This window comes from Microbacterium sp. LWH10-1.2 (assembly GCF_038397765.1).
Classification (GTDB): domain Bacteria; phylum Actinomycetota; class Actinomycetes; order Actinomycetales; family Microbacteriaceae; genus Microbacterium; species Microbacterium natoriense.
Genome location: NZ_CP151638.1, coordinates 3320037 through 3345382 on the forward strand (window position 1 = coordinate 3320037; position 25346 = coordinate 3345382).

The window sequence follows — 25346 nt, forward strand, 5'->3', positions numbered from 1 at the left end:
GCCCCTGCTCCTATGCGCGTCGGAGGCGAGCGCCGTCACGGGGCGGTCACCCGGGCGGCCGCTCGGGCCTCCCGTCGCAGCGCCTGCTTGTCCGGATCGGGCACGGGGACCGAGGCCAGGAGGCGACGGCTGTAGGGATGCTGCGGAGCCAGGAGCACGTCGTCGGCCGAACCGGTCTCGACGATCTCGCCCTTCAGCATCACGGCCACCCGGTCGGAGATCTCGTGCACGACCGCGAGGTCGTGGCTGATGAAGAGGCAGGAGAAGTGCATCTTCTCCTGCAGGTCGCGCAGCACCTCGAGCACCGCGGCCTGCACCGAGACGTCGAGGGCCGAGGTCGGCTCGTCGGCGATGATGAGCTCCGGCTCCAGGGCGATGGCGCGGGCGAGGCCGATGCGCTGACGCTGTCCGCCCGAGAGCTCGTGCGGGTACCTGGTCGCGTAGTTCGCGGGGAGTTCGACGGCGTCGAGCAGCTCGGCCACGCGGGTGCGGCGCTGCGCGGCGGTCGTCGGCATCTTCCGCCGCTGCACGAGCATCGGCTCGGAGATCGCCTCTCCCACCGTCATGCGCGGGTCGAGGCTCGACCCCGGGTCCTGGAAGATCGCTCCGACCCTGCCGCGCAGCTCGCGCTCGCGCCGCCCGGAGACGCCGCCGCGGCCGACCTTCTCGCCGAACAGCGTCATCCCGCCGCTCGACAGCGGCAGCAGCCCCAGGGCGGCGCGGCCGAGCGTCGACTTGCCCGAGCCGGACTCGCCCACGAGACCGACGATCTCGCCGGGGGCGATGCTCAGGCTCACGCCGTCGAGCGCGAGGAAGGGCCGTCCGCCGCGACGATAGGTCACGCTGGCGGCATCCAGTTCGAGCACGGCGTCGGCGAGCTCGCGCTCGGGCTCCCGCTCCACGACGCTCGCCGCGTCGGGCAGCGAGGGCACGGCGCTGAGGAGCTTCTTCGTGTAGTCCTCTCGGGGCGCGGTGAGCACGGTGCGGGTGTCGCCGACCTCGACCATCGTGCCGCGGAACATCACGGCGACCCGGTCGGCGATGTCCGCCACGACGCCCATGTTGTGCGTGACGAGGAGGAACGCGGTACCCGATTCAGCCGCGAGGCGGCGGATGAGATCGAGGATCTCCGCCTGCACCGTCACGTCGAGCGCTGTCGTCGGCTCGTCGGCGATGATCAGCTGCGGCTCGCACGAGAGGGCGATGGCGATGACGACGCGCTGACGCTGACCGCCGGACAGCTCGTGCGGATAGCTCTTCGCCCGGCGAGACGGATCGGGGATGCCGACGCGTCCGAGCATCTCGACCGCGCGCTCCCACGCGTCGGCCTTCGAGACGCCGCCGTGGTTGAGGATCGCCTCGGTGATCTGATCGCCGATGCGCATGCTCGGGTTGAGCGCGGTCATCGGCTCCTGGAACACCATCGAGATCTCGGCGCCGCGGATGCCGTTCATCTCGGCTTCCCTGAGCGGAAGGAGCTCTCGTCCGGCGAGGCGGATCGAGCCGGTGACGGCGGCCGTGCGCGGCAGCAGCTTGAGGATGGCCATCGCCGTGACGGACTTGCCCGAGCCGGACTCGCCGACCAGCGCGAGCACCTCGCCGGGTCGGACCTCGAGGTCGATGCCCTTGACGGCATCCACGGCGCCGTCCTCGGTGCGGAACGTGACCTTCAGATCGGAGATCTGCAGCAGTGCGTCGCTCATGCGGCACGCCCCTTCACGTCGAAGAAGTCACGGAGTCCGTCTCCGATGCTGTTGAACGCGCAGACCGTGAGCACGATGCAGAAGCCTGCGGGGAAGATCAGCCACCAGGCGCCCGCGTACGTGTACGTGATGCCGCTCGTGAGCATGGCGCCCCAGTCGGTGGCCGGCTTCTGCAGCCCCATGCCGAGGAACGAGATGTAGGCGACGAGCAGGATGGCGTCGGCGACCTGGAACGTCGCGTTCACGACGATCGTGCCGACCGTGTTGGGCACGATGTGCTTCAGCACAGCACGGGAGTGGGTGCCGCCCATGGCCCGCAGCGCCAGCACGTACTCCCGCGACTTCAGCGAGATCGATTCGGCGCGCACCAGACGCGCGGGGACGAGCCAGGACACCAGCCCGATGACGCAGATCATCAGCGGGACGCTCGGACGCAGGATCGCGGAGAGGATGAGCAGCAGGAAGGTCGCGGGGATCGCGATGCCCGCGTCGACGACGCGCATCATCACGGTGTCCACCGCGCCGCCCACGTACCCGGCGATCGCTCCCCAGAGGGTGCCGATCACGGTCGCGAGGACCCCGGCCGCGAGCCCGATGAGGATCGAGATCTGTCCGCCGACCATCAGGCGACCGAGCACGTCGTAGCCGACGTCGTCCGTGCCGAGCGGGTGCCCGGCCGAGCCGGGCGGCAGCATCGTGCTGCGCAGATCGGTGTGGATCTGATCCGTCGGATGGATCAGCGGCCCCACGAAGCAGAAGAGCAGGAACAGGGCGATGGTCACGATCCCGAAGACCGCGAGCTTGTTCTGCAGGAAGCGGCGCATGCCGCGCTGGCGCGGGGTCAGCGTGCGCATCACGATGGTCGTCGTGCTCACGAGAGCTCCTCTCGGGTGCGCGGATCGAGCAGCGCCTGGATGATGTCGGCGAGCAGCGATCCGATGACCGTCGCGAGCGCGATCACCAGGATGCAGCCGATCAGCACGGGGTAGTCGGAGGTCTGCGCCGAGGTCCAGAACAGCAGGCCCATGCCGGGGTAGTTGAAGAGCGATTCGACGACGATCATGCCGCCGAACATGACCGGCAGGTAGTAGCCGAGCATGGCGATCACGGGGGTCAGGGAGTTGCGCACCACGTGACGGGTGATCACCACGGGGATCGGCGTGCCCTTCGCCCTGGCGGTGCGGACGTAGTCCTCGGAGAGGTTGTCGATGGTCGCGGAGCGCATGTAGCGGGAGAACGTCGCGATGATGCCGAGCGCCGCGGTCAGCACCGGCAGCACGAGACCCGCGGGATTCGCCAGCACCTCGCCGACGGTCTCGCCCTGCGGCGCCTGTGCCGGCACGAGCCGCAGCCACTGGGCGAACACGATCACCAGGATGAGCCCGAGGAAGAACGACGGGGTCGAGTAGATGATGAAGTTCCAGGTGGTCAGCGCGTAGTCGGCCGCCTTGCCGCGGCGCACGGCCTGGAAGATGCCCATCGGGATCGCGATGATCAGAGCGAAGATCATCGAGATCAGCGCGAGGATCAGCGTCTTCGGCAGGCGCTGGCCGATGGCGTCGGCCACGGGGCGGTTCAGCTTGAACGAGTCGCCGAGGTCGCCCTGGACCAGCTGCCCGAGGAAGTTGAGGTACTGCTGCCACAGGGGCAGATCGAAGCCGTTCTCCTTGTTGAAGGCATCGATCTGCTCCTGCGAGGCCTGCATGCCGAGGATGCCGGCTGCCGGCCCCTGCGGCATGGCGAGGTGGAGCAGCGCGAACACGATCAGCGTCACGATGAGGATGACGATCACGCCCTGGCCGACCCGTCGCAACAGGTACCACCAGAACCGCGGGCCGCCGGCCCTCTCCTTCTTCTGCTGCGCGCTCTGCGCCGCTTCCACCACGCTCATGTCACCTACTCGTTACTTGGCCCAGGACCAGCGCTGCGGCAGGAACGACGCGCCCGGGTCCTGGTGGGCGATGTCGAGTCCGTCGCGGACGACGGAGACCTGGTAGACCGGGTTCGGCATCCACATGACCGGGAGGTCGGTGGCGAGGAACGCGGAGTACTTCTTCGCGATCTCGGGGTCGGTCGAGAAGGCCATCGCCTGCACGAGCTCCTCCGCCTCGGGGTTGTCGTACTGGCCCGCGTTCCACTTGGTGTCCTTCGCGAAGACGCGCTCACCGGTGGCGTAGGGCGGGAAGTACCAGCTGCCGGCCGTGCCGAAGAAGACGAGCTCCCACGTGCACGCGCTGCCGGTCTTGCACTCCTGCGCCTGGGTGAGGACGGTGTCCAGCGGCTTGGAGTCGATCGTCATCTTGACGCCGATCTTGCCGAGCGAGGACTGGATCTCCGCCATCATGTTGTCGGTCTCCTGCGAGCCGTTCTGCGTGGTGACGACGATCTCCGCCTTCGCACCGGCGGCGATCCCCTCACCGCACTGGTCCTCGCCCGCGCCCGCCTCGGCGCACTCGAGGGTGCCGTCGGATCCCTTGACCCAGCCGTGGTCGGTGAACAGCTTCTCGGCCTTCTTCAGGTCGAACGGGTACGGGTTGTCCTTCTGCACGTCGGAGAGTCCGTTGGAGTCCGCCGTCTGCGGGATGGGACCGTAGTCGGGCGTCGCGGCGCCGTGCCAGACGACGTCGGAGATGCTCTCCTGGTCGACGGCGTGCTGCAGCGCCTGGCGCACGTAGAGCTGCTTGTAGAAGGAGCCCTTCTCGGGGTTGGCGAAGTTGTAGGGCATGTACGTGATCGACCAGCCGGCCCACGGCTCGATGCTGTAGCCGAGGTCGGTGAACTGCTTCTCGTTGGTGAGCTGCGAGCTGGTCACGTAGCCGTAGTCGACGTCACCGGAGCGCACGACGTTCATCTCGGCGTCCGCCGAGGTGAACGGCAGGAACTTGACGTTGTCGATGCTCGGCTTGTCCTCGCCGGTGTACTTCTTGTTGGCGGTGAGCTCCACGAGGCCCGAGTCCGACCAGCTCTTCACCGTGTAGGGACCGGCGACGGTCTTCCACAGGTCGTTCGAGGCGTAGGTCTTCATGTCCTCCGCCTCGGAGAAGAGGTAGTCCAGCACGTCGGCCGCGCCCGCGGCGTCGCGGTCGTGATCGCCGATCTCGCCGTCCGCACTCGTCTTGTCCCACACGTGCTGGGGCATCGGGTACATGAGGCTGAGCTGGTTGCCGAGGAGGAACTCCTCGTTGTACACCTTGTCCATCGTCAGCGAGAACGTCTTGTCGTCGACGGTCGTGAACTCGACGATGTTGTCGGGCATCAGGCCGGCCGAGTAGCCGCCGGTCTTCTCGCCGTTGAAGCGCACGAGGTTGTACCAGAACTCGACGTCGCGCGAGGTGACGGGCGTGCCGTCCGACCAGTCGAGGTCGTTCAGGGTGATGGTGATGGTCTTACGGTCCTCCGAGAACTCGTAGGACTTCGCTGCGGACGCCTTCTTGTCCCAGCCCATCTCACCGTCGACGCCGTTGTACTCGAACAGACGCGGCCACATCGTCGCCTTGATGGCGCTGTTGTGCGTGGCCATCTTGTCGGGAGACGAGATCGGCAGGATCCAGTTGGGACCCGTTCCCACCTGGAGCGCGAAGCTGACCGTGTCCTTCTCGCTCGCCGTGCCGTCGCTCGTGGCTCCGGCCTGGCAGGCGGTCAGGGCGAGCGTCGCGACGGCGAGCGCACCCAGGGGGGCGAGCAGCCTGCGACGCAGCGACTGAGATCGCATGTAAACCTCCTCGTTCACCGCCTCGTCACCGAAGCGTTCGTCCAATTTAAGACGCACTTTGAATCATGCACGAACTAAGTTAGTCACAAAAGTCGATCTTGTTACGTTTGAGTAACTAACTTGCTTCGCTGTCGAAACAAAGAGGAGCGGCCCTCGTCATCCCACCATCTCGGCGGTCAGGTCGGGTGCGGCGTCGAACGCGTCGAACGGATGCATCGGCCGCTGGATGCGGTGGTGCCCGAGGCGCTCGAGGTCCTGGTCGACGCCGCCGGGGGTGAGCGCCAGCGTCCATCCGCGCATGATGGCGTAGAGCTCGGGCTCCAGGTAGCCGATCTTCGTGACGACGATCTGCGCCGCGACCGGGTCGAGTCCGATCGAGGTGAAGTCGGAGACGTCGTGGTACGCCTTGCGGTACTCGGTGACGATCACGTGGAGCCCGCCGACCCGGATCACGGCGATGCCGCCCGCATCCTCATCGCCCTCGTGCAGGCTGTGCAGCACCCCGTCGACCAGGACCGGCCCGCGCGGACCGCTGTCGACGCGCGCGCCCACCTCGACGGACACCCGCTCCCCCACCGTGCAGCCGCGAAGGATGTCCAGCGCGCTCTTGTCGAACACCGACGCGCACAGCGTCACCGGCGCATCGTCCGCGGTGAGCTCGGGCTTCTGCAGCAGCTGGGCGAGCGTCCAGGTCACGTCGCCCGTGCCGCCCGCGCCGGGGTTGTCGCCCGAATCGCTGATGAAGTACGGGGTGTCGGTCGCGGCCAGCCCGGCAGCGACCCCCTCGTCGAGCGTGCCGGGAGGGCCGACGAACTCGAAGTCGTCGCGCACGTCCCAGAACGCGCGACCGAGCTCCGACGCGGCAGCGGACGTCGCCTCGTCATCGGTGCCGGTCACGACGACCGTGGCGTGGCAGCGGGGCTCATCGGCCCAGGCGTAGCCGATCCAGATCGCCGCGTCGGTGACGCCGGGGCGCGACTCGATCTCGGGGATGCGGGCATAGAGGCTCCTGGCGGGCTCCACGCGGGTGCTGGTCTTCTCGCCGGGCAGCAGGATGGGCACGCGCACCCAGGCGCGACGCGGGGTGACGCCGCTCTCGAGCGCCTCGACCAGGTTGCGGATGGCGCGGTCGCGGGTCTCCCACGTGTCCTCGTGCGGCGCCAGTCGGTAGCACGTGATGATGTCGACGTTCTCGATCAGGGCACGCGACACGTTGCCGTGCAGATCCATCGACGCCGAGACGACGACGTCCGCGCCGATCACCTCGCGGATCGCGGTGATCAGGTCGCCCTCGGCATCGTCCATGCCCACCACGCTCATCGCCCCGTGGATGTCGAAGAAGAGACCGTCGAGCCGCCCACCGTCGGCCACGAGTTCGCGCAGCCCGTCGCAGATGCGCGCCTTGATGGCGTCGTACACCTCGCGCAGCACCGCGCCGCCGGGGATCGACCGGGCGTAGTACACCGGCAGCCACTCGGCCCTCTCCGTGAGCTCTCCTTCGCGCAGTGCGTCGTAGCGCATGACGAGGTCGTCGCCCTCGATGCGGAGGAAGTCCCGCTCGCCTGCTCGGTGCGGCGAGAAGGTGCTGGACTCGATGGCCATGCCGGCGATGGCGATGCGCGGGAGCGGTGAGGTCTCGGTCATACTCCGAGTCTAGAGTCGCTCTCGAATCAAGATGAGCCACTTGCTGCTACCGGCATCCGACTTATGCCGATGATCGAACTACTGAGTGACGAGACGCAGCTCCTCGTCGATTCCGGCGGGGTCGAGCAGCCGCTCCAGTAGCTCCCAGGCCACGCCGCGCGCGCCCGCCAACGCGCCGGCGCGGCTCACGCCGATTTCCAGAGCGTCCGTCGACATCGGGAGGCAGAGGGTGAACAGCGCCTGTCGCACCCCCGCCACGAAGGCATCGGCCGTGGCCAGACGCCCGCCCAGAGCGAGCGCCTGGGGGTTGAAGAAGTTGATGATCGTCGCGAGCACCTCGCCCGTGCGGGCACCCGCCTCCCGCAGGGCGGAGGTGGCCTTCGGGTGCGCGTCCTGCGCCAGCGCCAGCACGTCGTCGAGCGTCTCCACGGCCGCCCCCGCCTCCCGCAGCGCATCGACGATCGCCGCCCCGCTCGCGACCACGTCGAGGCAGCCGACCCGACCGCACGAGCAGATGATGGGCGGTGCGTTGTGCAGGGCGACGTGGCTGATGTCGCCCGCGACCCCGCGGAAGCCGCGGTAGACCGCACCGTCGAGGATGATCCCGCAGCCGATGCCGCTGCCCGCCTTCACGAACACCAGCTGCTCCTGCTCGCCGCCGCGCTCGATGAACTCGCCGACGGCCATCGCGTTCGCGTCGTTGTCGATGAGGAAGGGGAGCCCCGTGGTCTTTCCGAGGACCTCTCCGACGTCGACGCCGTTCCAGCCCGGCATCCGCATCGGCGCGAGCAGGCGCGAGGTGCGCGAATCCACGGGACCGGGGAGGCTCATCGCGATGCCCTCGATCGTGAGGCCGCCGTGGTCCTCCGCCAGTCCGCGAGCGTGCTCCCACACCTGGTTCACGACGCTCTCGACACCGTCGAGGAGCGACACCCGGGCGACGGTCGAGGCGACGACCTCCGCCCGACGATCGAAGAGCGCGACGGTCGCGTGCTGCTCGCCGAGATCGACGCCGACGACGACGCTGCCCCCGGCCTTCACCGTGAGCACGCGGGGCCTCCGCCCGCCGCGCGACACGCCCTCGCCGTTCTCCTCGATGTAGTCGTGGGCGATCAGCGCCTCGATCCGGAGCGCGACGGTCGACGGGGAGAGCCCGGTCAGCCGGGCGAGGTCGGCGCGCGACTGCGCCGCTCCCGTGCGCACGAGCCGGAAGATCTCACCCTCGGAGAATGCGGTCTGGGTCGCCGGCGCCACGGTGTCCTCGAATCATCTTGTTTCGGTGGTCAAACAAAGATACTCCCAGGACCGCACAGTGTCACCCCGTGCGACACGAGGTGACACACGTGCTCAGGCGATGCCGCCGCCGTCGACCACCAGGGCCGAACCCGTGACGTAGGAGGAGTCGTCGCTCGCGAGCCAGACGACGGCCTGGGCGACCTCGCTCGGCTGCCCCATGCGGCGCAGCGGGCGATCGGCGGCCTCCGCGAGGAACGACGCCGTGTCCTGCCCGAGCTGACGGGCCTCGTCGCTCAGCATCCCGGTGTTCACATCGCCGGGGTTGACCGAGTTGACCCGGATGCCGGCGGGGCCGTGGTCTATCGCGAGCGCGCGGGTCATGTTCACGACCGCGCCCTTCGAGGCGCAGTAGGAGATCGCCTGCCCGCCACCCTTGAGCCCCCAGCCGGAGCCCGTGTTGATGATCGAGCCGCCGCCCGCGGCCTCCATGATCGGCACGACGTGCTTGCACATGAGGAAGATCGAGCGCACGTTCACGCCGAACACGCGATCCCACTCCTCGACGGTCGTCTCCACGGCGGTCGTGCGGCGGATGATGCCGGCGTTGTTGAAGACGACGTTCACGCCCCCGAGCTCTGCGACGGTCGTGGCGATGACGCGCTCGATGTCGGCCTCGCTGGCGACGTCGGCGGCGATCGCGACCGCGGCTCCTCCGGCCGCGCGGATCTCGGCGGCGACGGCCTCCGCGGCCTCGGCGTTCAGATCGACGACGGCGACCGCCGCCCCCTCCGCGGCGAGCGCGAGCGACGTGGCGCGGCCGATGCCGCCCGCGCCGCCGGTGACGATGGCCTTCTTGTTCTCGAGACGCATGATGTTCCTTTCAGAGGGTGTGGGAAGAGGCGACGGCGTACAGGCTGCTGGTGCCGACGCCGGTGGTGATGCGCACGTGGCCGGAGAGGCGCGCGTCGAGCGCGGCTTCTCCGGTGTCGACCAGCAGCGGACGTCCGCGCAGGTCGATGATCTTCTGCTCGGGGGCCACGACCATCAGAGGTTCGTCGCCGAGGGAGCGGATGACGGATGCCGAGAGCTGCTGATTGCCCCGGCCGAGCAGGAACCCCTGGCCGCCGATCACGGTGACGACGGCCTGGGCGGGCCCCGCGGCGGTCTCGGCGAGAAGCTGCTGCTCACTCGCGCCCGCCACAGTGACGGCGCCGTCGAGCACGACGTCGACGCCGAGCGGGGTGCCGACGACCCCGAGCAGACGGGCGATCTCGGCAGTGGTGCCGCCGGGGCCGAGCAGGTAGCGGACACCCGGCCGCATGCGCGCGACGGCGCCTCTCGCCGCGGCCTCGACGGCGGCGGCCTCGCTCGCCGGGGTCGGCGCCTTGCGGGCCTGGGTGCGGCCGCGGCGCACCGGAACCCGCAGGAATCCGTGCAGCACCGGGTCGACGCGTGCGCGCCGCAGCGCGGCCTCGTCGATGTCGAGCACCTCGCGCTCCTCGGTCGGCAGCACGCCCTGCGCCACCCAGTCGGCGGCGATCGCCCCCGCGGCGGCCGGGCTCACGGCGAACACCGGCGAGTACATCTTCACTCCGGCCGGGATGCCGAGCACCGCCGGCATCCGTCGCGCGTCCGAGAGACCGAGCCCCGCGACGGCGTCGCGCAGCGTCCCGTCCCCGCCCACGACGAGGATCAGTTCCGCGCCCGCCCTCGCCACCGCCTCCACGGCACGCGCCGTGTCCGCGGCATCCGTGTCCTCAGTGTCGCCGTCGAGCGAGTACACGACGCGGGGCACCAGGGCGGCGGCGCGCACGGCGTCGGCGCCCATCGGGCCGGCGGCGGTCAGGACGACGAGGGACGGATGCCGGGCGGCCAGCACCGCGAGGGCTGCGGCCGTGCGCTCCTGCACGCGCGAACGGGCGCCGCGCGCGAGGGCGAGGCGCTGCACGTCCGCGCCGTCGGAGCCGGCGAGGCCCGCGGGCCCGCCGACTCCGGCGACAGGGTTGACGACCAGTCCGATCACGTCGCGTCAGGCCTGCGCGGCCAGCTCCGCCGCACGCCGTCCTGAGCCTGCCGAAGGGTACTTGCGCTGATACGCCCGCCAGGTGATGGCCCAGCGCTCGGGGTCGTCGAGATCGTCGTGATGCGTGTGGTGCACGGTCTGGTTGTGCGGGGCCGTGCGCACGACCTCCGGGGTCTCCCTGGCCTCGCGCGCCACCTCGGCGAGCGTGGCCGCGTACTCCTCCAGCTCCGCCTTCGAGTACGACTCCGTGGGTTCGAGCGTGAACGGCTGCGGCACCACGTAGGGGTGGTGACTCGTCCAGTAGTGCATCCCGAAGTCGGTCATGCGGATGCCGATCTCCTCCGACGAGACGCCGGTCTCCTCGAACAGCTCCTCCCACGAGTAGCGCACCTGCTCGATGCGGCGGCGGCCGGTGGCATAGGGGGCGGAGGCCCCGGGGATCGCCAGCACGAGCGACATCAGGTAGTTGTTGTTCAGCACCGCGGTCTCGGCGGCGGCGAGCAGGCCGGGGGCGCCGAGCGCCATGATCCACGAGTACGCCTTCACGAGCGCGGGGATGACGCCGTAGAACGGGGCCACCGCGCCGATGGACTGCTCGCCCGCCTCGGAGACGGCGAACGTCCCGTCGTCCTCCCGCACCACACGGGGTCCGGGGAGGAAGGGCGCGAGCGCCGCCGAGACCGCGTTGGCGCCGGAACCCGGTCCGCCGCAGCCGTGCGGCGTGCCGAAGGTCTTGTGCAGGTTGAAGTGGCACACGTCGAAGCCGGCGTCGCGGGCGCGGGTGATGCCGAGGATGCCGTTGGCGTTGGCCTGGTCGTAGGAGGCGAGGGCGCCCACGGCGTGCGCGGCATCCACCCACTCCCGGATGGCCGGGTTGTAGATGCCGGTGTCCTCAGGGTTAGTGACCATGATCGCCGCCGTGCGGGGGGACAGCGCGGCCTTCAGCGCGTCGAGCGAGGGGTAGCCGTCGGCATCCGGGTAGACCGTGATGACCTCGTAGCCCGCGGCCTTCGCGGCCGCCGCGTTCGACGGGTGGCTGAAGATCGTGGTGATGACCTCGCGGCGCTGCTCGCCCTCGCCGTTGGCCTCGTGGAACCTGCGGATCATGGCGATGTTCGACCAGATCGCGGCGGATCCGCCCTGGGTGTGCAGGGAGACCTCGTCCATCCCGGAGATCTCGGCGAGCATCCGCTCCAGCTGCCAGAGGATCTCCAGCACGCCCTGGGCGTCGGCCGGGTCCTGATGCGGGTGCATCGCGGTGATCTGCGGGGCGCCGGCGAGCTGGTCGTTGATCTTCGGCGCGTACTTCATGGTGCACGTGCCCTGGCCGATGTCGACGTTGAAGTCGGCGCCGAGGTTCTCCTGCGACAGGCGCAGGTAGTGCTTGAGCACGCGCATCTGGCCCATCTCGGGGAGCTTCGCGGCCGACGGGCGACGCAGGGATGCCGGGAGCTCCGCGACCACGTCTCCGACGGCCTCGCGGATGCCGGGCTCGACCTGCGAGACGAGCACTCCGCGCTCACCCGGGGTGGACAGCTCGAAGATGATCGGCTCGTCCCAGCGGGCCTGCTGGAAGCGCCGCAGCGCGGGCTTCGGGGCGACGGGAAGTGTCACTTCGGCTCCTCGATGACGGTGGCGGATGCGGTGGCGGATGCGGTGACCTCGGCGAGCGCCGCGGCCAGGGTGTCGATGTCGGTCTGGGTGGTGAGCTCGGTGACGCACACCAGCAGGCGGCGCTCGCCCACGACGACGCCGGGCTCGATGCCCTTCGCACGCAGTGCGGAGACGACATCGGATGCCGGGACCGGCAGGGTCACGGTGAACTCGCGCAGGTGCACGGCGTCGTCGTCGAGCGCGACGCCGGGGATCGCGGCGAGCGTCTGCTGCGCGTAGCGGGTGCGGGCGAGGAGGGTCTCGCCGAGCTCGGCCATGCCGGCGGGGCCCATGAGGGCGAGGTAGACGCCGGCGGCGATGCCCCAGAGGGCGGCGGCCGTGCCGACCCACTCCTTGCCGTCTTCGCGGTGGGCGAAGGAGGTGCGGTCGTAGGCGACGTCGCCGAATCCGTACTCGCCTGGCACGTCGGTGGACTCCAGTCCGAAGAGCCGCGAGGGCATCTCCATCACGAACGTCGGGTCGTCGTGCACGGCGATGAACCCGCCGTGGGCGCCGCCGAACCACTGGTGCAGGCCGAGCGACTGGATGTCACCGGTGACGATGTCGGCGCCGTGCAGCGACGGCGGGGTGAGGATGCCGTAGCCGATCGGGTCGGTGCCGACGACGACCACGGCGCCGGCGGCGTGCGCGGCATCCGCGATCTCCTGCAGCGAGGCCTCGACGGCGCCCGTGACGCTGGGCGTCTCGACCCAGACCGCCGCGACGTCGTCGCCGAGCGCGGCGCGGATCGCGGTGACGTCGGCCGTGCCGTTCACCGTGGGCACGTGCTCCAGCGCGAGGTGCGCGCGGACGTAGTCGTGCACCTTCGACAGCTTCGCCGGCAGCACGTCGCTGACGACGAGCACGCGGGGGCGCCCGGTGATGCGGCCCGACATCGTGAGGCCGGTCGCGGTGGCCTGGTAGCCGTCGTAGGTGGGGACGTTCACGACGTCCATCTCCAGCAGCTCGGCCATCAGCGACTGGTACTGGAACAGCGCCTGGAAGCGGCCGTGGTCCTCGTAGGGCTCACCGGCGTAGGCGGTGAGGAACTCGCTGCGGCCGATGACCTCGTCGACGACGGCCGGCACGTAGTGGTTGTAGACGCCGGCGCCGAGGAAGCTCAGGCGCTCCTGCGTGGAGCGGTTCCTGGCGAGCAGCCCGCGCACGTGACGCGCGAGATCCTGCTCGGCCACGAGCGGTGCCGGCAGGTCGAGCGGGCGGCCGAGGCGCAGGGACTCCGGCACGTCGGCGTAGAACTCGGAGACGTCGGCGGCGCCGACGGCGGCGAGCATCGCGGCCCGCGACTCCGGCGCCGTGTTGGGGATGTACGGATGCACGAACGGCTCGGTCATGCGTCCTCCTTCGCGGTCGGGATGAGGGTGGAGAAGGGGATGGTCTCTGCACGGGGCGCCGCGAGCACGGCGACGCCGTAGCGGCCGAGGTCGAGGCGGCCGGAGTGGCGGATACCGGTGAGCAGGTCGGTCGCGTCTCCGGGGAGCGCGAACGCCACCGGGCTCTGTCCGTGGTTCAGGTAGAACGTGTAGTCGGTGGTCTCGTCGGCGCGGGTGACGACCTCGGCGTCCACGTCGGTGTCGTCGCGGGCGGGGAGGCCGGCGCCGATCAGCACGTCGCGGAACACCGGCAGCATGCTGTCGTGCTCGAGCATGGCGCTGAGGTACCAGGCCGCGCCGGTTCCGACCGGGCGCCGGGTCACGGCGGGGAGCCCGGCGAGCTCGCCGGAGGAGTACGCACCGCGCACCTCGACGTCGGCATCCGCCTCGATCCATTCGCTCCAGCTGGGCGCCGTGAGCGTCTCGCCGGCGTAGTCGACCGTCTCGGTCAGTCCGTCGGCGATCGGCCACTGCTCGTCGACCTCGACGCCGAGGAGGTCGCGCAGCAGGCCTGGCGCGCCGCCGTCGTGCACCTTCTCCGTCGCGTCGACGACACCCGAGAAGGGGCCGACCACGAGGTGCCCTCCGCGCTCGACGAAGGCGCGGAGCGCATCGGCCTGCGGCTGCTCGATGATGTAGAGGTTCGGCACCACGACCACGTCGTACTCGTCGAACGGCCCCGTGGCGCGAACGGCATCCGTCGGCTGGCCGAGCGTGTGGAGCGCGCGGTGCCAGGCCCGGGCCTGCTGCGCCCACTGCAGGCGCTGTGAGGGGAGGGATTCGAGGGCGCTGGAGCCCCACCAGGAATCCCAGTCGACGACGAGCGCGACTCGGGAGCGCACGCGGGTGCCGCGCACGGGCTCCAGCTTCTTCAGCTCGAGTCCGAGCGCCCTGGTCTCCTGGAAGCTGCGTGACTTCTCGCCGCGGTGGCCGAGCATCGACGAGTGGAACTTCTCCTGGCCGTACTTGGCCTGGCGCCACTGGAAGAACATCACCGCATCCGACCCGTGCGCGACGGCCTGCAGGCTCTCGACGCGGATCTTGCCCGGCGCCTTGGGCACGTTGACGTCGCGCCAGCTGGTGGCGGATGCCGACGACTCCAGCAGCAGCCACGGCTGTCCGCCCTTGAGCGAGCGCATGAGGCCGTAGTTCAGGGCGGCGCCGACGTGCGAGGTCGGGTCGGCGGGTTCGGGGTAGGCGTCGTCGGTCACGACGTCCTCCGCCGCGGCGAAGTCCCAGTAGTCGAGGTCGCGGAACATGCTCATGAAGTTCGTCGTCACGGCGATGTCGGGGGTGACCTCGCGCAGCACGTCGATCTCGATCTGGAACAGCTCCAGGAGGGCGTCGGAGGAGAACCGCTCGAAGTCGAGGAGCTTGGTGGGGTTGATCGGCCCCGGAGCCTTCTTCGGGGTCTCGATGTGGTCCCAGGAGGTGTAGCGCTGACCCCACACGTTCACGCCCCACGCCTCGTTGAGTCCGTCGAGGTCGCCGTAGCGGTCCTCCAGCCAGCGGCGGAAGTGAGCGGCCGACTCGGGGCACCAGCAGCGCGAGGTGTGGTCGCCGTACTCGTTCGAGATGTGCCACAGGGCGAGCCCGGGGTGCTCGCCGTAGCGCTCGGCCATGGCACGCGTCATCCGTGCGACGTTCTCGCGCCAGACGGGAGACGAGGGGCAGTACGTCTGGCGGGAGCCGAACTCCAGCCGGTGCCCGTCGGCGTCCCAGGGCGCCATCTCGGGGTGGGCGCGCAGCAGCCAGGAGGGCGGCGTCGCGGTGGCGGTGGCCAGGTCGATGCGGATGCCGGCCTCGTGGAGCAGGTCGATGATGCGGTCGAGCCATCCCCAGTCGTAGACGCCGGGCTCCGGCTCCAGCTGCGGCCAGCTGAAGATCGGCAGGCTGACCATGTTCACGCCGGCCTCGCGCATCAGGCGGATGTCCTCATGCCACGTCTCCTCCGACCACTGGTCGGGGTTGTAGTCGCCGCCGTAGGCGAGCGCGTCGATGCGGACGCGTCGGATCGACTGGTCGGATGCGGGCACGAGGGCTCCTCTCTGAGTCATCTGCGGCGGACTCTGGTGCAATTCGCCTGTCCGCTGTATTCTGTATACACCACAGTAGATCGTCGTACCGGAGCCGTCAACCCATAGGCTGACGGGCAGGGGCGACGCAGAAGGGGGATGCCATCCATGGCCATCGAACGCAAGAACCTGCGCTCGCAGGTCCGCGAGGAGCTCCTGACGCGGATGCGGGCAGGTCTCGTGCAGCCCGGCGAGGGCATCAACGAGGTGCAGCTCGCCGGTGAACTCGGAGTCAGCCGCACACCCCTGCGTGAAGCGCTGATCGCCCTGGAGTCCGAGGGGCAGATCGAGAGCGAGAACGGCAAAGGCTTCCGATTCGTGCCGCTCAGCGCCTCGGAGTTCCGCGACCTCGCCCCCGTCATGGCGGCTCTCGAGAGCCTGGCCCTCGAGCTCAGCCCGCTCGACGAGCTGCAGGCCATCGGCGCGCGGCTCAAGGAGATGGCCGATGCGTTCGCCGACGAGCTCGTCGAGCACCAGCTCGTCATCACCAAGGACGACGAGTGGCACAGCCTCATGCTGTCGGCGTGCCCGAACCAGCGTCTCCTCGACGTGATCGAGAGCGTGCGCAGCTCCTTCCACCGGTACGAGTCGCTGCTCGTGCCGGAAGACGTCAAGGTCGAGCGCGTCGCCGCGGAGCACGCCGAGATCGCGAGGCAACTCGCCGCCGGTGACGTCCCCGCCGCCATCGTGGCACTGAAGGCCAACTGGACGCACGGCATGCAGCGCATCCTCGACAACGCATCGAGCTCGTACTTCACGGCCTGAGCTCCCTCCCTCTCTCCTCCCCGCGTTCCCCGCACTCAGGTCGCAAACCTGGCTCCGAAACGATGGCATTCACGACCGGGTTTGCGACCGGAACCCGAGCGACAAGCGTCAGCTCAGGCGGACGGCGAGGTCGATGAACAGCGCAGCCGACCAGCCGAACGCCGTGGTCGCGCGCTCGGCCTTGAGCCCCGTGTGCGGGTTGAAGTACTCGTGCGGGCCGCCGCCGTGGATCACGAGGGCGACGGTCTGCTCGCGCAGCTCCCGCGCGCGCTCCAGGTACCCGGAGGCCTCGAGCCCCTCAGCCACGAGCACGCTCGTGTTGACCCAGATCGGTCCCCGCCACATCCGCTCCGGCGAGAAGTCCGGGTCGGATGCCGCGACGGTGGGCAGGCCCCACTCCAGGGCGAACCGGGACGGATCGTCGACGGCCGCACGCAGCGCCTCGGAGACGGGAGCCGGGAGCGTGCCGGTGAGCAGCGGCAGGAGTCCGACGACCGTGTCGCTGTGCAGCACCTCGCCTCCAGGTGCGCCGAGGGCTCCGGGGATCGCCCCACCGCCGTACGCGAGGAACCGGCTCTCCTCCGACGACCACATCGTCAGCAGGAGCTCCTGCGTGCGGGCCGCGCGCTCGCGGAAGCGCGTGACATCGACGCCGGGCTCGTACCGCTCCAGGAGCGCCGCGATCTCGAGGTCCTGCCGCACGAGATAGGCGCCGAGGTCGGGAGCCGCCGTCGGCAGCGGTCCGTCGAAGATGGGGCTGTCGTCGAGGCCGGAGGAGTAGGGATGCCCGTACTCCGGCATCCCGTCATGATCGAGGTCGCTGCCCGCGAACCACCAGTCCTGCGAGCGGATGACACGGGCGAGCTGGGTGCGCGCGTAGTCGGGGTCGTCCTGCACGGCGAGCACCGTGCGCAGCGCCCAGGCCGCGAGCGGAGGCTTGGTCAGCGGCACCGGCGCGCTCGGATCGGCGATCTGCGACCCCGCGCGGCGCAGGTTCGCGCGATCGCTCTCGGGCAGGTCGTCGCTCGTCGCGAGCGCCCCGTGCTCGTGCACGACGTCGGGCAGCTGGCCGTCGGGCTGCGGGAACCGGAACGCGAGGTCGAGCTGCTCACGCGCCAGCTCCGGGTCGCCGTGACGCAGGCCGACCGCGATGAAGTAGGCGTCCCACTGCCACAGACCCACGTAGCCGATCTTCGACGGGACGATCGCGCGGGCATCGCCCAGAGACGGCAGCTCGACGATGTTCGCTCCGAGCACCCACCAGCAGAACGCGGTCATCTCCTGCAGGTCGTCGCGCACGATCGGGCACTTCGCGAACCACTCGTCCCAGACGGATGCCGTCGCCGCGAGCGCGGCCGCGTGGCCCCCGCTCTCCACGGAGACGGTGCGGTCGGCCGCGATGCGCAGTCGGATGCCGTCGCCCAGCGGATGCTCCTCGACGGAGCCGTCCGGCCGCACCAGACGCACGCGCGCGCCCGGCGCTCCGCCGAGGCTCAGCGCCGATGGGCCGTCGAAGGTGAGCGTGGCGTCGCCCTCGAACCGCACGCGCCCAGGCAGCACATCGGCCACCGGAAGCACCGCGCCCTCGGCATCCGTCACGACGATCGCATCCAGCACCCGGCACTCCGACAGCCGCTTCTCGTACTCCGAGGTGTGCACGCGCACGCCGTCTCCGTGCTCCGCGCGGAACACGAGCACGCGCGAACGCGGCAGGGTGAAGGGCGCGGAGACGAGGTCGAGATGGCGGCCGGCGTGGGCGGCCAGGTCGGCGGCATCCGTCATGTCATCGTCCTCCGAGGCCCGAGGCGGCCATGCTGTTCAGGATCTTGCGCTGACCGATCACGAACACGATCAGCATCGGCACGGTGGCGATCGCCGACGCCGCCATCACGAGCCCGTAGTTGACCGAGCCCTGCTGGCTCTGGAACGCCTGCAGCAGCAGCGGCACGGTGAAGAGGTCGGGCGTGTTCAGCAGCACCAGCGGGAACAGGAACGAGTTCCACACGTCGAGGGCGACGATGATGCTGAGCGCGGCGAGGCCCGGCTTGAGGTTGGGCAGCACGACGCTCCAGAAGGTGCGCCAGCGTCCGGCGCCGTCGACGAGGGCCGCCTCCTCGAGCTCCCGCGGGAGCGCGAGGACGAACTGCCTCATGAGGAACACCGCGAAGGGGTTCGCCATCATGCCGGGGACGATCAGCGCGAGGTGCGAGTCGACCCAGCCGAGCTGCGACATCAGCAGGTAGAAGGGGATGAGCGTCACCTGCTTGGGGATCATCTGCGTCGCGAGGAAGACGACGAAGAGGATCCTGCTGCCGCGGAACCGGATGCGGGCGAACGCGTACCCCGCCATCGCCGAGGTCAGCAGCGTGCCGACGACCACGAGGACGGCGATGTACGCGCTGTTGAGATACGCCTGCCCGAACAGCACCGCGTTCCACGCCGTCGTGTAGTTGTCGAACGTCCACGGGTCGGGGAGGAACTGCAGCGGGTTCTTCAGGAGCTGCGACAGCGACTTGAACGACGTCAGCAGCATCCAGATGAACGGGAAGACCATCGCGATGCCCGCGACGGCGAGCACCACGTGCAGCAGGGTCGCGCCGATCCGACGGCGGGCGCGGTCGGCGCCGGGTCCGCCGCGTCCGCGCGAGCGGTAGCCCGGAGCGGTGAGCGCGACCGTAGACCCCGTCGGAGGGGCCTGCCGGGTGAGGGAGGGGGTCTGGGAGGTCATGCCGGGTCATCCTCGTAGTGGACGAACTTCTTCTGCGCGGCGAACTGGATGCCCGTGATCACGAGGGTGATGAGCAGCAGGATCACGCTGGCCGCGCTCGACAGGCCGAACTCGAACTTCGTGAAGCCGAGATCGAAGATGTGGAACACGATCGTGCGGGTCGCGTTGTCGGGTCCCGCGTTCTGCACGAGCACGTAGACGGTGTCGAAGGTCTGCAGCGACGAGATGAAGGCGACGATCGACGAGAAGAACACGATGGGCGAGAGCAGCGGGAGGCGGATGCTGGTGAACAGCCGCCACGGGCCCGCCCCGTCGATGCGGGCGGCCTCGATGACAGAGGGTGAGATGTTCTGCAGGCCGGCGAGGAAGATCACCACGTTGAGGCCCATCGACGACCAGATGGTGACGATGCAGACGGCGAGGAGGGCGAGCTTCGGATCCTGCAGCCAGTCGGGGGGCGCGATGCCGAAGATCTTCGATATCGCGGTGGAGAGCACGCCGTCTGCGCGGAACATCTGCTGCCAGATCATCGCGACCGCGACGGTCGACGTGACCACCGGCGCGAAGAACAGCACGAGGTACAGCGTGCGGGTCTTGAGCTTCTCGAGAGCGATCGCGACGATCACCGCGAGCGCGAGCCCGATGGGCACCGTGATGATCGCGATGAGGAGGGTGTTGAGGATGGCGCGTCCGAGCAGCGGGTCGGACAGCTGGTCGGCGAAGTTGGCGAAGCCCACCCATTCGAGGTCGCTCAGCCCGTCCCACGAGGCGAAGGCGAGCACCATGCTCCCCAGGAACGGCAGCACGACGAACAGCCCCATGCCGATCAGCTGAGGGCCGACGAAGACGTAGCCCCAGCGGCGGTCGCGCCGGCGCCAGGCCGCCTCCTTGCGCAGGGGCAGGGCGGATGCCGCAGGGGTGGCCTGCGGCATCCGTCCGTTGTCGGTGAGCGTGGACACTCCTACTTCTCCGACCGGTCCTTGACGAGGCTCGCGACGTTGTCGAGCGCGGCCTTCGCGTCTTCCTTGCCCTCGTAGAGCTTGAGGAGCTCGTCGGCGATGTCGACCGGCAGGCCGGGGACGGCCGCCTCGGCGGGGTAGTCCTCGAAGCCGATGTCGCGCATGTCGAGGAAGGTCTGCGCGTGCGCCGGGTAGCCGTCTTCGAGCACGACGTCGTCGGCGCCCTTGATCGACGGGACCGCGTTGCCGCCGCCCTGCAGGCGGAAGGTCTGCCCCTCGGCCGAGAGGAACTCGGTCCAGAACGTGAACGCCGCGTCCTTCACCTTGGTCTTGCCGTTGATCGCGAGGAACGACGTGGCGACGCCGGTCGGGGCGGCTTTTCCGTCGGGGGTCGGCCACGGCGCGATGTCGTAGCTGGCCTCCTCGCCGGTCGCCTTCACGGTGCCGATCGTGTACCGGCCCTGCACGAAGAAGCCGGCCTTGTGGGTCACGAACACGCTGTCCGCTCCGGCGCCGTCCGGCAGGCTGTCGGCGACCACGAAGGTGCCGTCCTGGAACAGGTCGCCGAACTGCTGCATCGCGTCGACCGCGGCGGAGTCCTTGTTCGCCGTGAACTCCCCGGAGTCGCTGTACGGCGCGTCGACGCCCTGCGAGGAGAGCCAGCTCCAGTGGGTCGCCCAGTAGTTCCAGTACATCGTGCCGGTGAGGCCGGCGTCGTGGAGCTTGGCGTTCATCTCGAGGAACTTGTCGGTCGTCCACTCCCCGTTCTCGGCGAGCGTCGCGGGGTCCTCGGTGATGCCGGCGGTGGCGAGGGCCTGCTTGTCGTACCAGAACACGTCGGGGTTGGAGTCGTTCGGGGCGGCGTAGGTCTCACCGTCCTTCTCGGCGGCGCCGAAGAGGCCGGGGAAGAAGTCGTCCTTCTTGGTCTTGCTGTCCTTCGAGTCCATGAGGTCGTTCAGCGGCATCAGGCGCTTCGAGTCGACGAACTGGCCGATCTTGTCGTCGCCGACGTAGAAGACGTCGGGGGCGGTGTTGCTGGTGAGCTGCGCGAGCAGCTTGGAGTGGTAGTCGCCGTAGCTGGCGACCGGCTGCAGCTTGACCTTGATGTCGGGATGCCGCTTCATGAAGTCCTTGTTGAACTCCTCGTAGCGGGTGAGTTCATCGGCCGTGCCCCATGTGGACCACACGACGGTCGCGGTGCCGTCTGCCGAGACGCCCCCGCCTCCGCCTCCGCCGCTGCACGCGGCGAGCCCCAGGACCAGGGCTCCGGCGGCCCCCACTGCCAGATACCGCGTCACCTTCGCTCGTGCCATCTCGCTACCTCTTTCGTCATCGGAAGATCGTGTCGGGAACCCCTCGGGGCATACTCGTATTCTGTATACAGAACGCAGATGTGTCAAGAGACACCCCTCTTCCCCGGGGCATCGAGATCATCTCGTGACGTCGCGCACGACCCCGCTCCCGGTCGTTGAGCGAGCGGAGCGAGACGACACGCCACACTCTGCGGATGCCCCGGGCGAACGTCACACCTCCGGCGTAGGGTCGGGGCATGAGCAGCCGCACCGCATCTCCCGGAGTCGTTCCCTCCTACCTGCTCGCGCGCCTGGCCGAGTCGGGGCGGTTCCCGCGCGCCGCCGCCGCCGCACGGCAGACGCTGACCGCGGGGCGCCCGCCGTTCCGCGCGCGCATCGACCTGTCGATCGACGAGAACGGCGACCTCGTGGCGCAGCTGTCCGATGCGCCGAACCGCACCATCAGCGACGCCGGCAACACGCAGAAGCTCCCCGGCATCCTGGTGCGCAGCGAAGACGATCCCCCGGTCGAGGACGCCGCCGTGAACCAGGCGTTCGACGGGCTCGGCACCACCTTCGAGCTGCTGCTCGCCGCGTTCTCGCGCAACTCCCTCGACGACGCCGGGGCGCCGCTCGACGCGAGCGTGCACTACGGCGTCGACTACGACAACGCCTTCTGGGACGGCGAGCGCATGGTCTTCGGCGACGGCGACGGAGAGGTCTTCACGGGCTTCACGGCGTCGACCACCGTGATCGGGCACGAGCTCGCGCACGGCGTCGTGCAGCACACCGCGAACCTCGAGTACCAGGGCCAGCCCGGCGCGCTGAACGAGTCGATCGCCGACGTCTTCGGCGCGCTCACCGAGCAGCATCTGCTCGGGCAGACGGCGGCCCAGGCCACATGGCTGATCGGCGCGGAGATCTTCACGGATGCGGTCGAGGGCGAGGCCCTGCGCTCCATGCTGCACCCCGGGACGGCCTATGACGACGACGAGCTCGGCAAGGATCCGCAGCCCGACCACATGAGCGGATTCGTGCGCACGACGGAAGACAACGGCGGGGTGCACATCAACTCCGGCATCCCGAACCGCGCCTTCGCGCTGTTCGCCCGCGACCTCGGCGGCAACGCCTGGGAGCGCGCGGGTCTGACCTGGTACCGCGCGCTGACCGGAGGACTGTCGAGCACCGCCACGTTCGCGCAGTTCGCGGAGGCGACGATCACCGCGGCATCCGCGATCGATGACGCGACGGCGGCAGCCGCTCGACGCGCCTGGACGACCGTGGGAGTCTTGGAGGATGAGCGAGACCCCTCCTCCGGCCGAGGAGCGCACGCAGACTGACGACGACGTCGTCGTCATCGCGGTCGTGCGCACCGGCGGCATCGCCGGCATCCGTCGCCGCTGGCGGGTGACCGCCGCCCCCGAGGACGCAGGGGACTGGATCGCGCTCATCGACCGCTGCCCCTGGGACGCACCGCCCTCCGACACGGAGGGCGCCGACCGCTTCGTGTGGAGCATCCGCGCCCGCACCCCCTCCGAGCGGCGAGAGCAGGAGCTGCCCGACGCGGCGCTCGACGGTCCGTGGCGCGCGCTGGTCGACGCCGTGCGAGCAGCATCGGCGGAGTGACTACGCTGAACCCACGTCGACCCAGGGGGAACCATGCTCACACCGGATGAAGCCACGCGGCTGCTGTCGCTCGCCCAGGATGCGCAGACCAGGGGCGATGTGCTCCTGCATCTGCACGTGGAGATCGGGCGCCTGACCGGGCAGACGTCGTCATGGGGCTCGGCAGACAACGGCCTGGCCGTGAACGAGAGCATCGGGTACTTCCTCGGGCAGGTCGAGCGGATCGGGTGGAGGCTCGCGCACACGGGGTACACCTTCATCGAGTCCGGGGCGACGACCTCGAACCGCGTCCTGAGCACGGGAACCGGCGTGGTCAACCACGGCGCGGTGTCGGGGTACTTCACGTTCCGGCGCGCCGCCCCCACGGCATCCTGAGCGGCGCACAATAGGGACATGGGACTTTTCCAGCACCGTCCAGAGGAAGAGGAGAACCAGTGGGTCCTCCCCTCCGAACCGCTCGATCGCGATGCGGCCGATGTGCTCGACGCCGTACCCTCGGCCGACCCGCTGTCGCTGGGGTTCGAGGGGCAGGTGACCTCGATCGTCTTCCCCGTCGCGCCGGTGCTGCCGGAGGCCGGGGCCGACGAGACGGGCGAGCCGAAGGACTGACCGGGTTCTGACCCCGCCCGCCGCCGGGCGGTGTCGCCGACCGCGGCTACGGTGGAGGGATGACGATCACCGCCGCCGCAGACGGCTCCGCCCTGGGCAACCCCGGCCCGAACGGCTGGGCCTGGTACATCGACGACGCGAACTGGGCCGCCGGCGGCTCACCGCACGGCACGAACAACCAGGGAGAGCTGCAGGCCGTGCTGGAGCTGCTGCGCGCCACGGCCGGCACCTCCGAGAAGCTGGTGATCGAGTGCGACAGCAAGTACGTGATCGACTCGATCACCAAGTGGATGCCGGGCTGGAAGCGCAAGGGATGGCGCAAGTCCGACGGCGGACCCGTGCTGAACCGCGACCTGATGGAGGCGCTCGACGAGGCCATGCGAGGCCGCGACGTGACGTTCGAATGGGTCAAGGGCCACGCAGGACACCCCTTGAACGAAGCGGCGGACGAGCGCGCGAACGGTGCAGCCAAGGCGTACCAGGCGAAGCAGGAGCCGAATCGCGGCCCCGGTTTCACGCGGGGCGCGGCGAATGTCGATGCCCCCATGGCGACGCAGCCCGACCGGGACTGGCTCGCACCCGCCGACGACGCGCGGGCGGATTCCCCCTCCCCCGCCGCCTCACCCGCTGCTGCATCCGTCGCACCCGTCGCGCCTCCCGCCGACCTTCCCGCCGAGCCGCTGTGGGCCGAGGCATCCGACCTCTTCGACGGGCTCGACGACGCTCCCACAGACGACCCGATCGAGCTGCGCCTCACGCTCAGCGGCGATGAGCACGCGCGTCTCGCCGATCTCGCCGACGCTCAGGGCGTCACCCTCGAAGAGGCGCTGCGCCGCCTGATCTGAGCCGTGCGTCGACACGGCGTTCACAACTCCTCACGAATCACGGCCGACGGCGCAGAAAAGGCCGGCTCCCGCGGGATCCGACCTTTTCTTGAGGAGTTGTGAACGCTCAGACGGCGAGCAGCTCCCGCTCCAGGCGGGCGTACGAGGCTTCCATGCCGTCGGTCATGCCGGTGGCGAGGATCATGTCGCGCGTCTCCTTGTCGGGGTACTCGATGAGGAGGGTGATGAGCGTCGCGCCGTCCTCTTCGTAGAGGTTGAGGTCGTTGAGCGTCTCCGTCGGCATCCCGGTCATGCGTTCCGTGGTGACCGCGCGGCGAGGGGCGTCGACGAGCAGCGCCTCGCCCTCGAATCCGAAGGGCTGGCCTTCGGTGTCACCCACCGGCGCCCACGAGGTGCGGTAGGTGTCTCCGGGTGCGGTAGCGACCACGCACTCGGTCATCTCCCATCCGTCGGGTCCGAGCAGCCACTGCTTCATGAGCTCGGCCTCGTGGTGTGCGCGCCAGACCAGCTCGCGCGGACCCTCGACGAGCCGGGTGATGCGCACGTGCGTGTCGTCGATGAGCTCGGTGCGGGTGCCCTTGCCCTGCGCGTAGTCGCGGAGGTCCTGCAGCACGGCGTCGAGCTGGGCCATCGCCATGCGGATGCCCTCGCTCTGCCCCATCTCGACGACCTGCTCGAGCGCCTCGATCGAATCGAAGTGGCTCATGGTCACCATTCGGGTGCCATCGCCGGTCGGCTCGAATGTGAAGGACATGCGCTGGGCGGGGAAGCCCTCCAGCGGCTGACCGTCAGCGTCGGCGAAGGAGTCCAGCACCGCGAACGCGGTCGGCTCCTCGATCGAGAGGAACTCCCACGAGCCGGAGGAGGCCTCGCCGCGCGGACCGTTCATCGTGTAGTTCGCGCGTCCGCCGACGCTGTGGTCCCAGGCGGTGAAGGTCGCCGGCCATCCGGGAGGACCCCAGAAGCGCTCGAGCTGCCGCGGGTCACTGTAGGCGCTCCAGACCCGCTCGATCGGCGCCGCGAAGTCCGCGACGACGGTCATGGTGAGGTTCTCGGCATCCGTGGTGATGTCGGTGACAGGCATG

At 69.7% G+C, this 25346-nt stretch carries 22 protein-coding genes; 6 read left to right on the forward strand and 16 right to left on the reverse strand.

Translation table 11 applies throughout. The features are described 5' to 3' along the window. Window positions 1-35 precede the first annotated feature (35 nt). The 11 genes from MRBLWH10_RS15490 to MRBLWH10_RS15540 form a co-directional block, all read right to left on the reverse strand. A complete protein-coding gene (locus MRBLWH10_RS15490; protein ID WP_341940602.1) occupies window positions 36-1703 on the reverse strand; it encodes an ABC transporter ATP-binding protein in 1668 nt (555 codons plus the stop codon). Next, window positions 1700-2578, reverse strand: coding sequence for an ABC transporter permease (locus MRBLWH10_RS15495; RefSeq protein ID WP_223587300.1), 879 nt, complete (start codon window positions 2576-2578; stop codon window positions 1700-1702). Before MRBLWH10_RS15495 ends, MRBLWH10_RS15490 begins: the two co-directional genes overlap by 4 nt. Next, window positions 2575-3594: an ABC transporter permease gene (locus MRBLWH10_RS15500; protein WP_341940603.1), complete on the reverse strand. Its 1020-nt coding sequence runs from the start codon at window positions 3592-3594 to the stop codon at window positions 2575-2577. Before MRBLWH10_RS15500 ends, MRBLWH10_RS15495 begins: the two co-directional genes overlap by 4 nt. A gap of 12 nt (window positions 3595-3606) precedes the next feature. After that, window positions 3607-5415 (reverse strand): peptide ABC transporter substrate-binding protein, encoded by a 1809-nt coding sequence (locus tag MRBLWH10_RS15505; RefSeq protein WP_341940604.1) that lies wholly within the window; start codon window positions 5413-5415, stop codon window positions 3607-3609. Between the two features lie 156 nt (window positions 5416-5571). Then, a complete protein-coding gene (locus MRBLWH10_RS15510) occupies window positions 5572-7059 on the reverse strand; it encodes a M81 family metallopeptidase (protein ID WP_341940605.1) in 1488 nt (495 codons plus the stop codon). A gap of 78 nt (window positions 7060-7137) precedes the next feature. Beyond that, a complete protein-coding gene (locus MRBLWH10_RS15515) occupies window positions 7138-8313 on the reverse strand; it encodes an ROK family transcriptional regulator (protein ID WP_341940606.1) in 1176 nt (391 codons plus the stop codon). Between the two features lie 93 nt (window positions 8314-8406). Next, complete coding sequence (locus MRBLWH10_RS15520; RefSeq protein WP_341940607.1) at window positions 8407-9165, reverse strand: glucose 1-dehydrogenase; 759 nt, start codon at window positions 9163-9165, stop codon at window positions 8407-8409. 10 nt (window positions 9166-9175) lie between these two features. Further along, complete coding sequence (locus tag MRBLWH10_RS15525) at window positions 9176-10318, reverse strand: NAD(+)/NADH kinase (protein ID WP_341940608.1); 1143 nt, start codon at window positions 10316-10318, stop codon at window positions 9176-9178. Window positions 10319-10324: 6 nt separating this feature from the next. Continuing rightward, window positions 10325-11932: an aminomethyl-transferring glycine dehydrogenase subunit GcvPB gene (gene gcvPB / locus MRBLWH10_RS15530; protein ID WP_341940609.1), complete on the reverse strand. Its 1608-nt coding sequence runs from the start codon at window positions 11930-11932 to the stop codon at window positions 10325-10327. Continuing rightward, complete coding sequence (gene gcvPA, locus MRBLWH10_RS15535; protein WP_341940610.1) at window positions 11929-13323, reverse strand: aminomethyl-transferring glycine dehydrogenase subunit GcvPA; 1395 nt, start codon at window positions 13321-13323, stop codon at window positions 11929-11931. Before gcvPA ends, gcvPB begins: the two co-directional genes overlap by 4 nt. Continuing rightward, window positions 13320-15398 (reverse strand): beta-galactosidase, encoded by a 2079-nt coding sequence (locus MRBLWH10_RS15540; RefSeq protein ID WP_341940611.1) that lies wholly within the window; start codon window positions 15396-15398, stop codon window positions 13320-13322. Before MRBLWH10_RS15540 ends, gcvPA begins: the two co-directional genes overlap by 4 nt. A 147-nt stretch (window positions 15399-15545) precedes the next feature. Between MRBLWH10_RS15540 and MRBLWH10_RS15545 the strand changes: the two genes are divergently transcribed. Then, on the forward strand, window positions 15546-16202 hold the full coding sequence (locus MRBLWH10_RS15545; RefSeq protein WP_341940612.1) for a GntR family transcriptional regulator: 657 nt from the start codon (window positions 15546-15548) through the stop codon (window positions 16200-16202). 108 nt (window positions 16203-16310) lie between these two features. Here MRBLWH10_RS15545 and MRBLWH10_RS15550 read toward each other — a convergent pair whose 3' ends face one another. From MRBLWH10_RS15550 to MRBLWH10_RS15565, 4 genes are read right to left on the reverse strand one after another with little or no spacing between them, the layout of a single operon-like run. Then, window positions 16311-17984, reverse strand: a complete 1674-nt coding sequence (locus tag MRBLWH10_RS15550; RefSeq protein ID WP_341940613.1) for a hypothetical protein — start codon at window positions 17982-17984, stop codon at window positions 16311-16313. 1 nt (window position 17985) lies between these two features. Then, window positions 17986-18930: a carbohydrate ABC transporter permease gene (locus tag MRBLWH10_RS15555; protein ID WP_341940614.1), complete on the reverse strand. Its 945-nt coding sequence runs from the start codon at window positions 18928-18930 to the stop codon at window positions 17986-17988. Continuing rightward, window positions 18927-19889 (reverse strand): sugar ABC transporter permease, encoded by a 963-nt coding sequence (locus tag MRBLWH10_RS15560; protein WP_105673124.1) that lies wholly within the window; start codon window positions 19887-19889, stop codon window positions 18927-18929. Before MRBLWH10_RS15560 ends, MRBLWH10_RS15555 begins: the two co-directional genes overlap by 4 nt. A 2-nt stretch (window positions 19890-19891) precedes the next feature. Next, on the reverse strand, window positions 19892-21202 hold the full coding sequence (locus MRBLWH10_RS15565; RefSeq protein WP_223587309.1) for a sugar ABC transporter substrate-binding protein: 1311 nt from the start codon (window positions 21200-21202) through the stop codon (window positions 19892-19894). Window positions 21203-21438: 236 nt separating this feature from the next. Here MRBLWH10_RS15565 and MRBLWH10_RS15570 point away from each other — a divergent pair, with 236 nt between their 5' ends. From MRBLWH10_RS15570 to MRBLWH10_RS15590, 5 genes are read left to right on the forward strand one after another with little or no spacing between them, the layout of a single operon-like run. After that, window positions 21439-22521 (forward strand): M4 family metallopeptidase, encoded by a 1083-nt coding sequence (locus MRBLWH10_RS15570; protein WP_341940615.1) that lies wholly within the window; start codon window positions 21439-21441, stop codon window positions 22519-22521. Next, entirely contained in the window at window positions 22478-22807 is a 330-nt protein-coding gene (locus tag MRBLWH10_RS15575; protein ID WP_341940616.1) for a protealysin inhibitor emfourin, read from the forward strand. Before MRBLWH10_RS15570 ends, MRBLWH10_RS15575 begins: the two co-directional genes overlap by 44 nt. Before the next feature lie 33 nt (window positions 22808-22840). Further along, complete coding sequence (locus MRBLWH10_RS15580) at window positions 22841-23182, forward strand: hypothetical protein (RefSeq protein WP_341940617.1); 342 nt, start codon at window positions 22841-22843, stop codon at window positions 23180-23182. Window positions 23183-23200: 18 nt separating this feature from the next. After that, window positions 23201-23416, forward strand: a complete 216-nt coding sequence (locus MRBLWH10_RS15585) for a hypothetical protein (RefSeq protein WP_105673119.1) — start codon at window positions 23201-23203, stop codon at window positions 23414-23416. A gap of 59 nt (window positions 23417-23475) precedes the next feature. After that, a complete protein-coding gene (locus tag MRBLWH10_RS15590; RefSeq protein WP_341940618.1) occupies window positions 23476-24261 on the forward strand; it encodes a ribonuclease H in 786 nt (261 codons plus the stop codon). 106 nt (window positions 24262-24367) lie between these two features. Here MRBLWH10_RS15590 and MRBLWH10_RS15595 read toward each other — a convergent pair whose 3' ends face one another. Further along, window positions 24368-25345 carry an SRPBCC family protein gene (locus MRBLWH10_RS15595; protein ID WP_341940619.1) on the reverse strand — a complete coding sequence of 326 codons (978 nt, stop codon included), beginning with the start codon at window positions 25343-25345 and terminating at the stop codon, window positions 24368-24370. Between the last annotated feature and the right edge of the window lies 1 nt (window position 25346).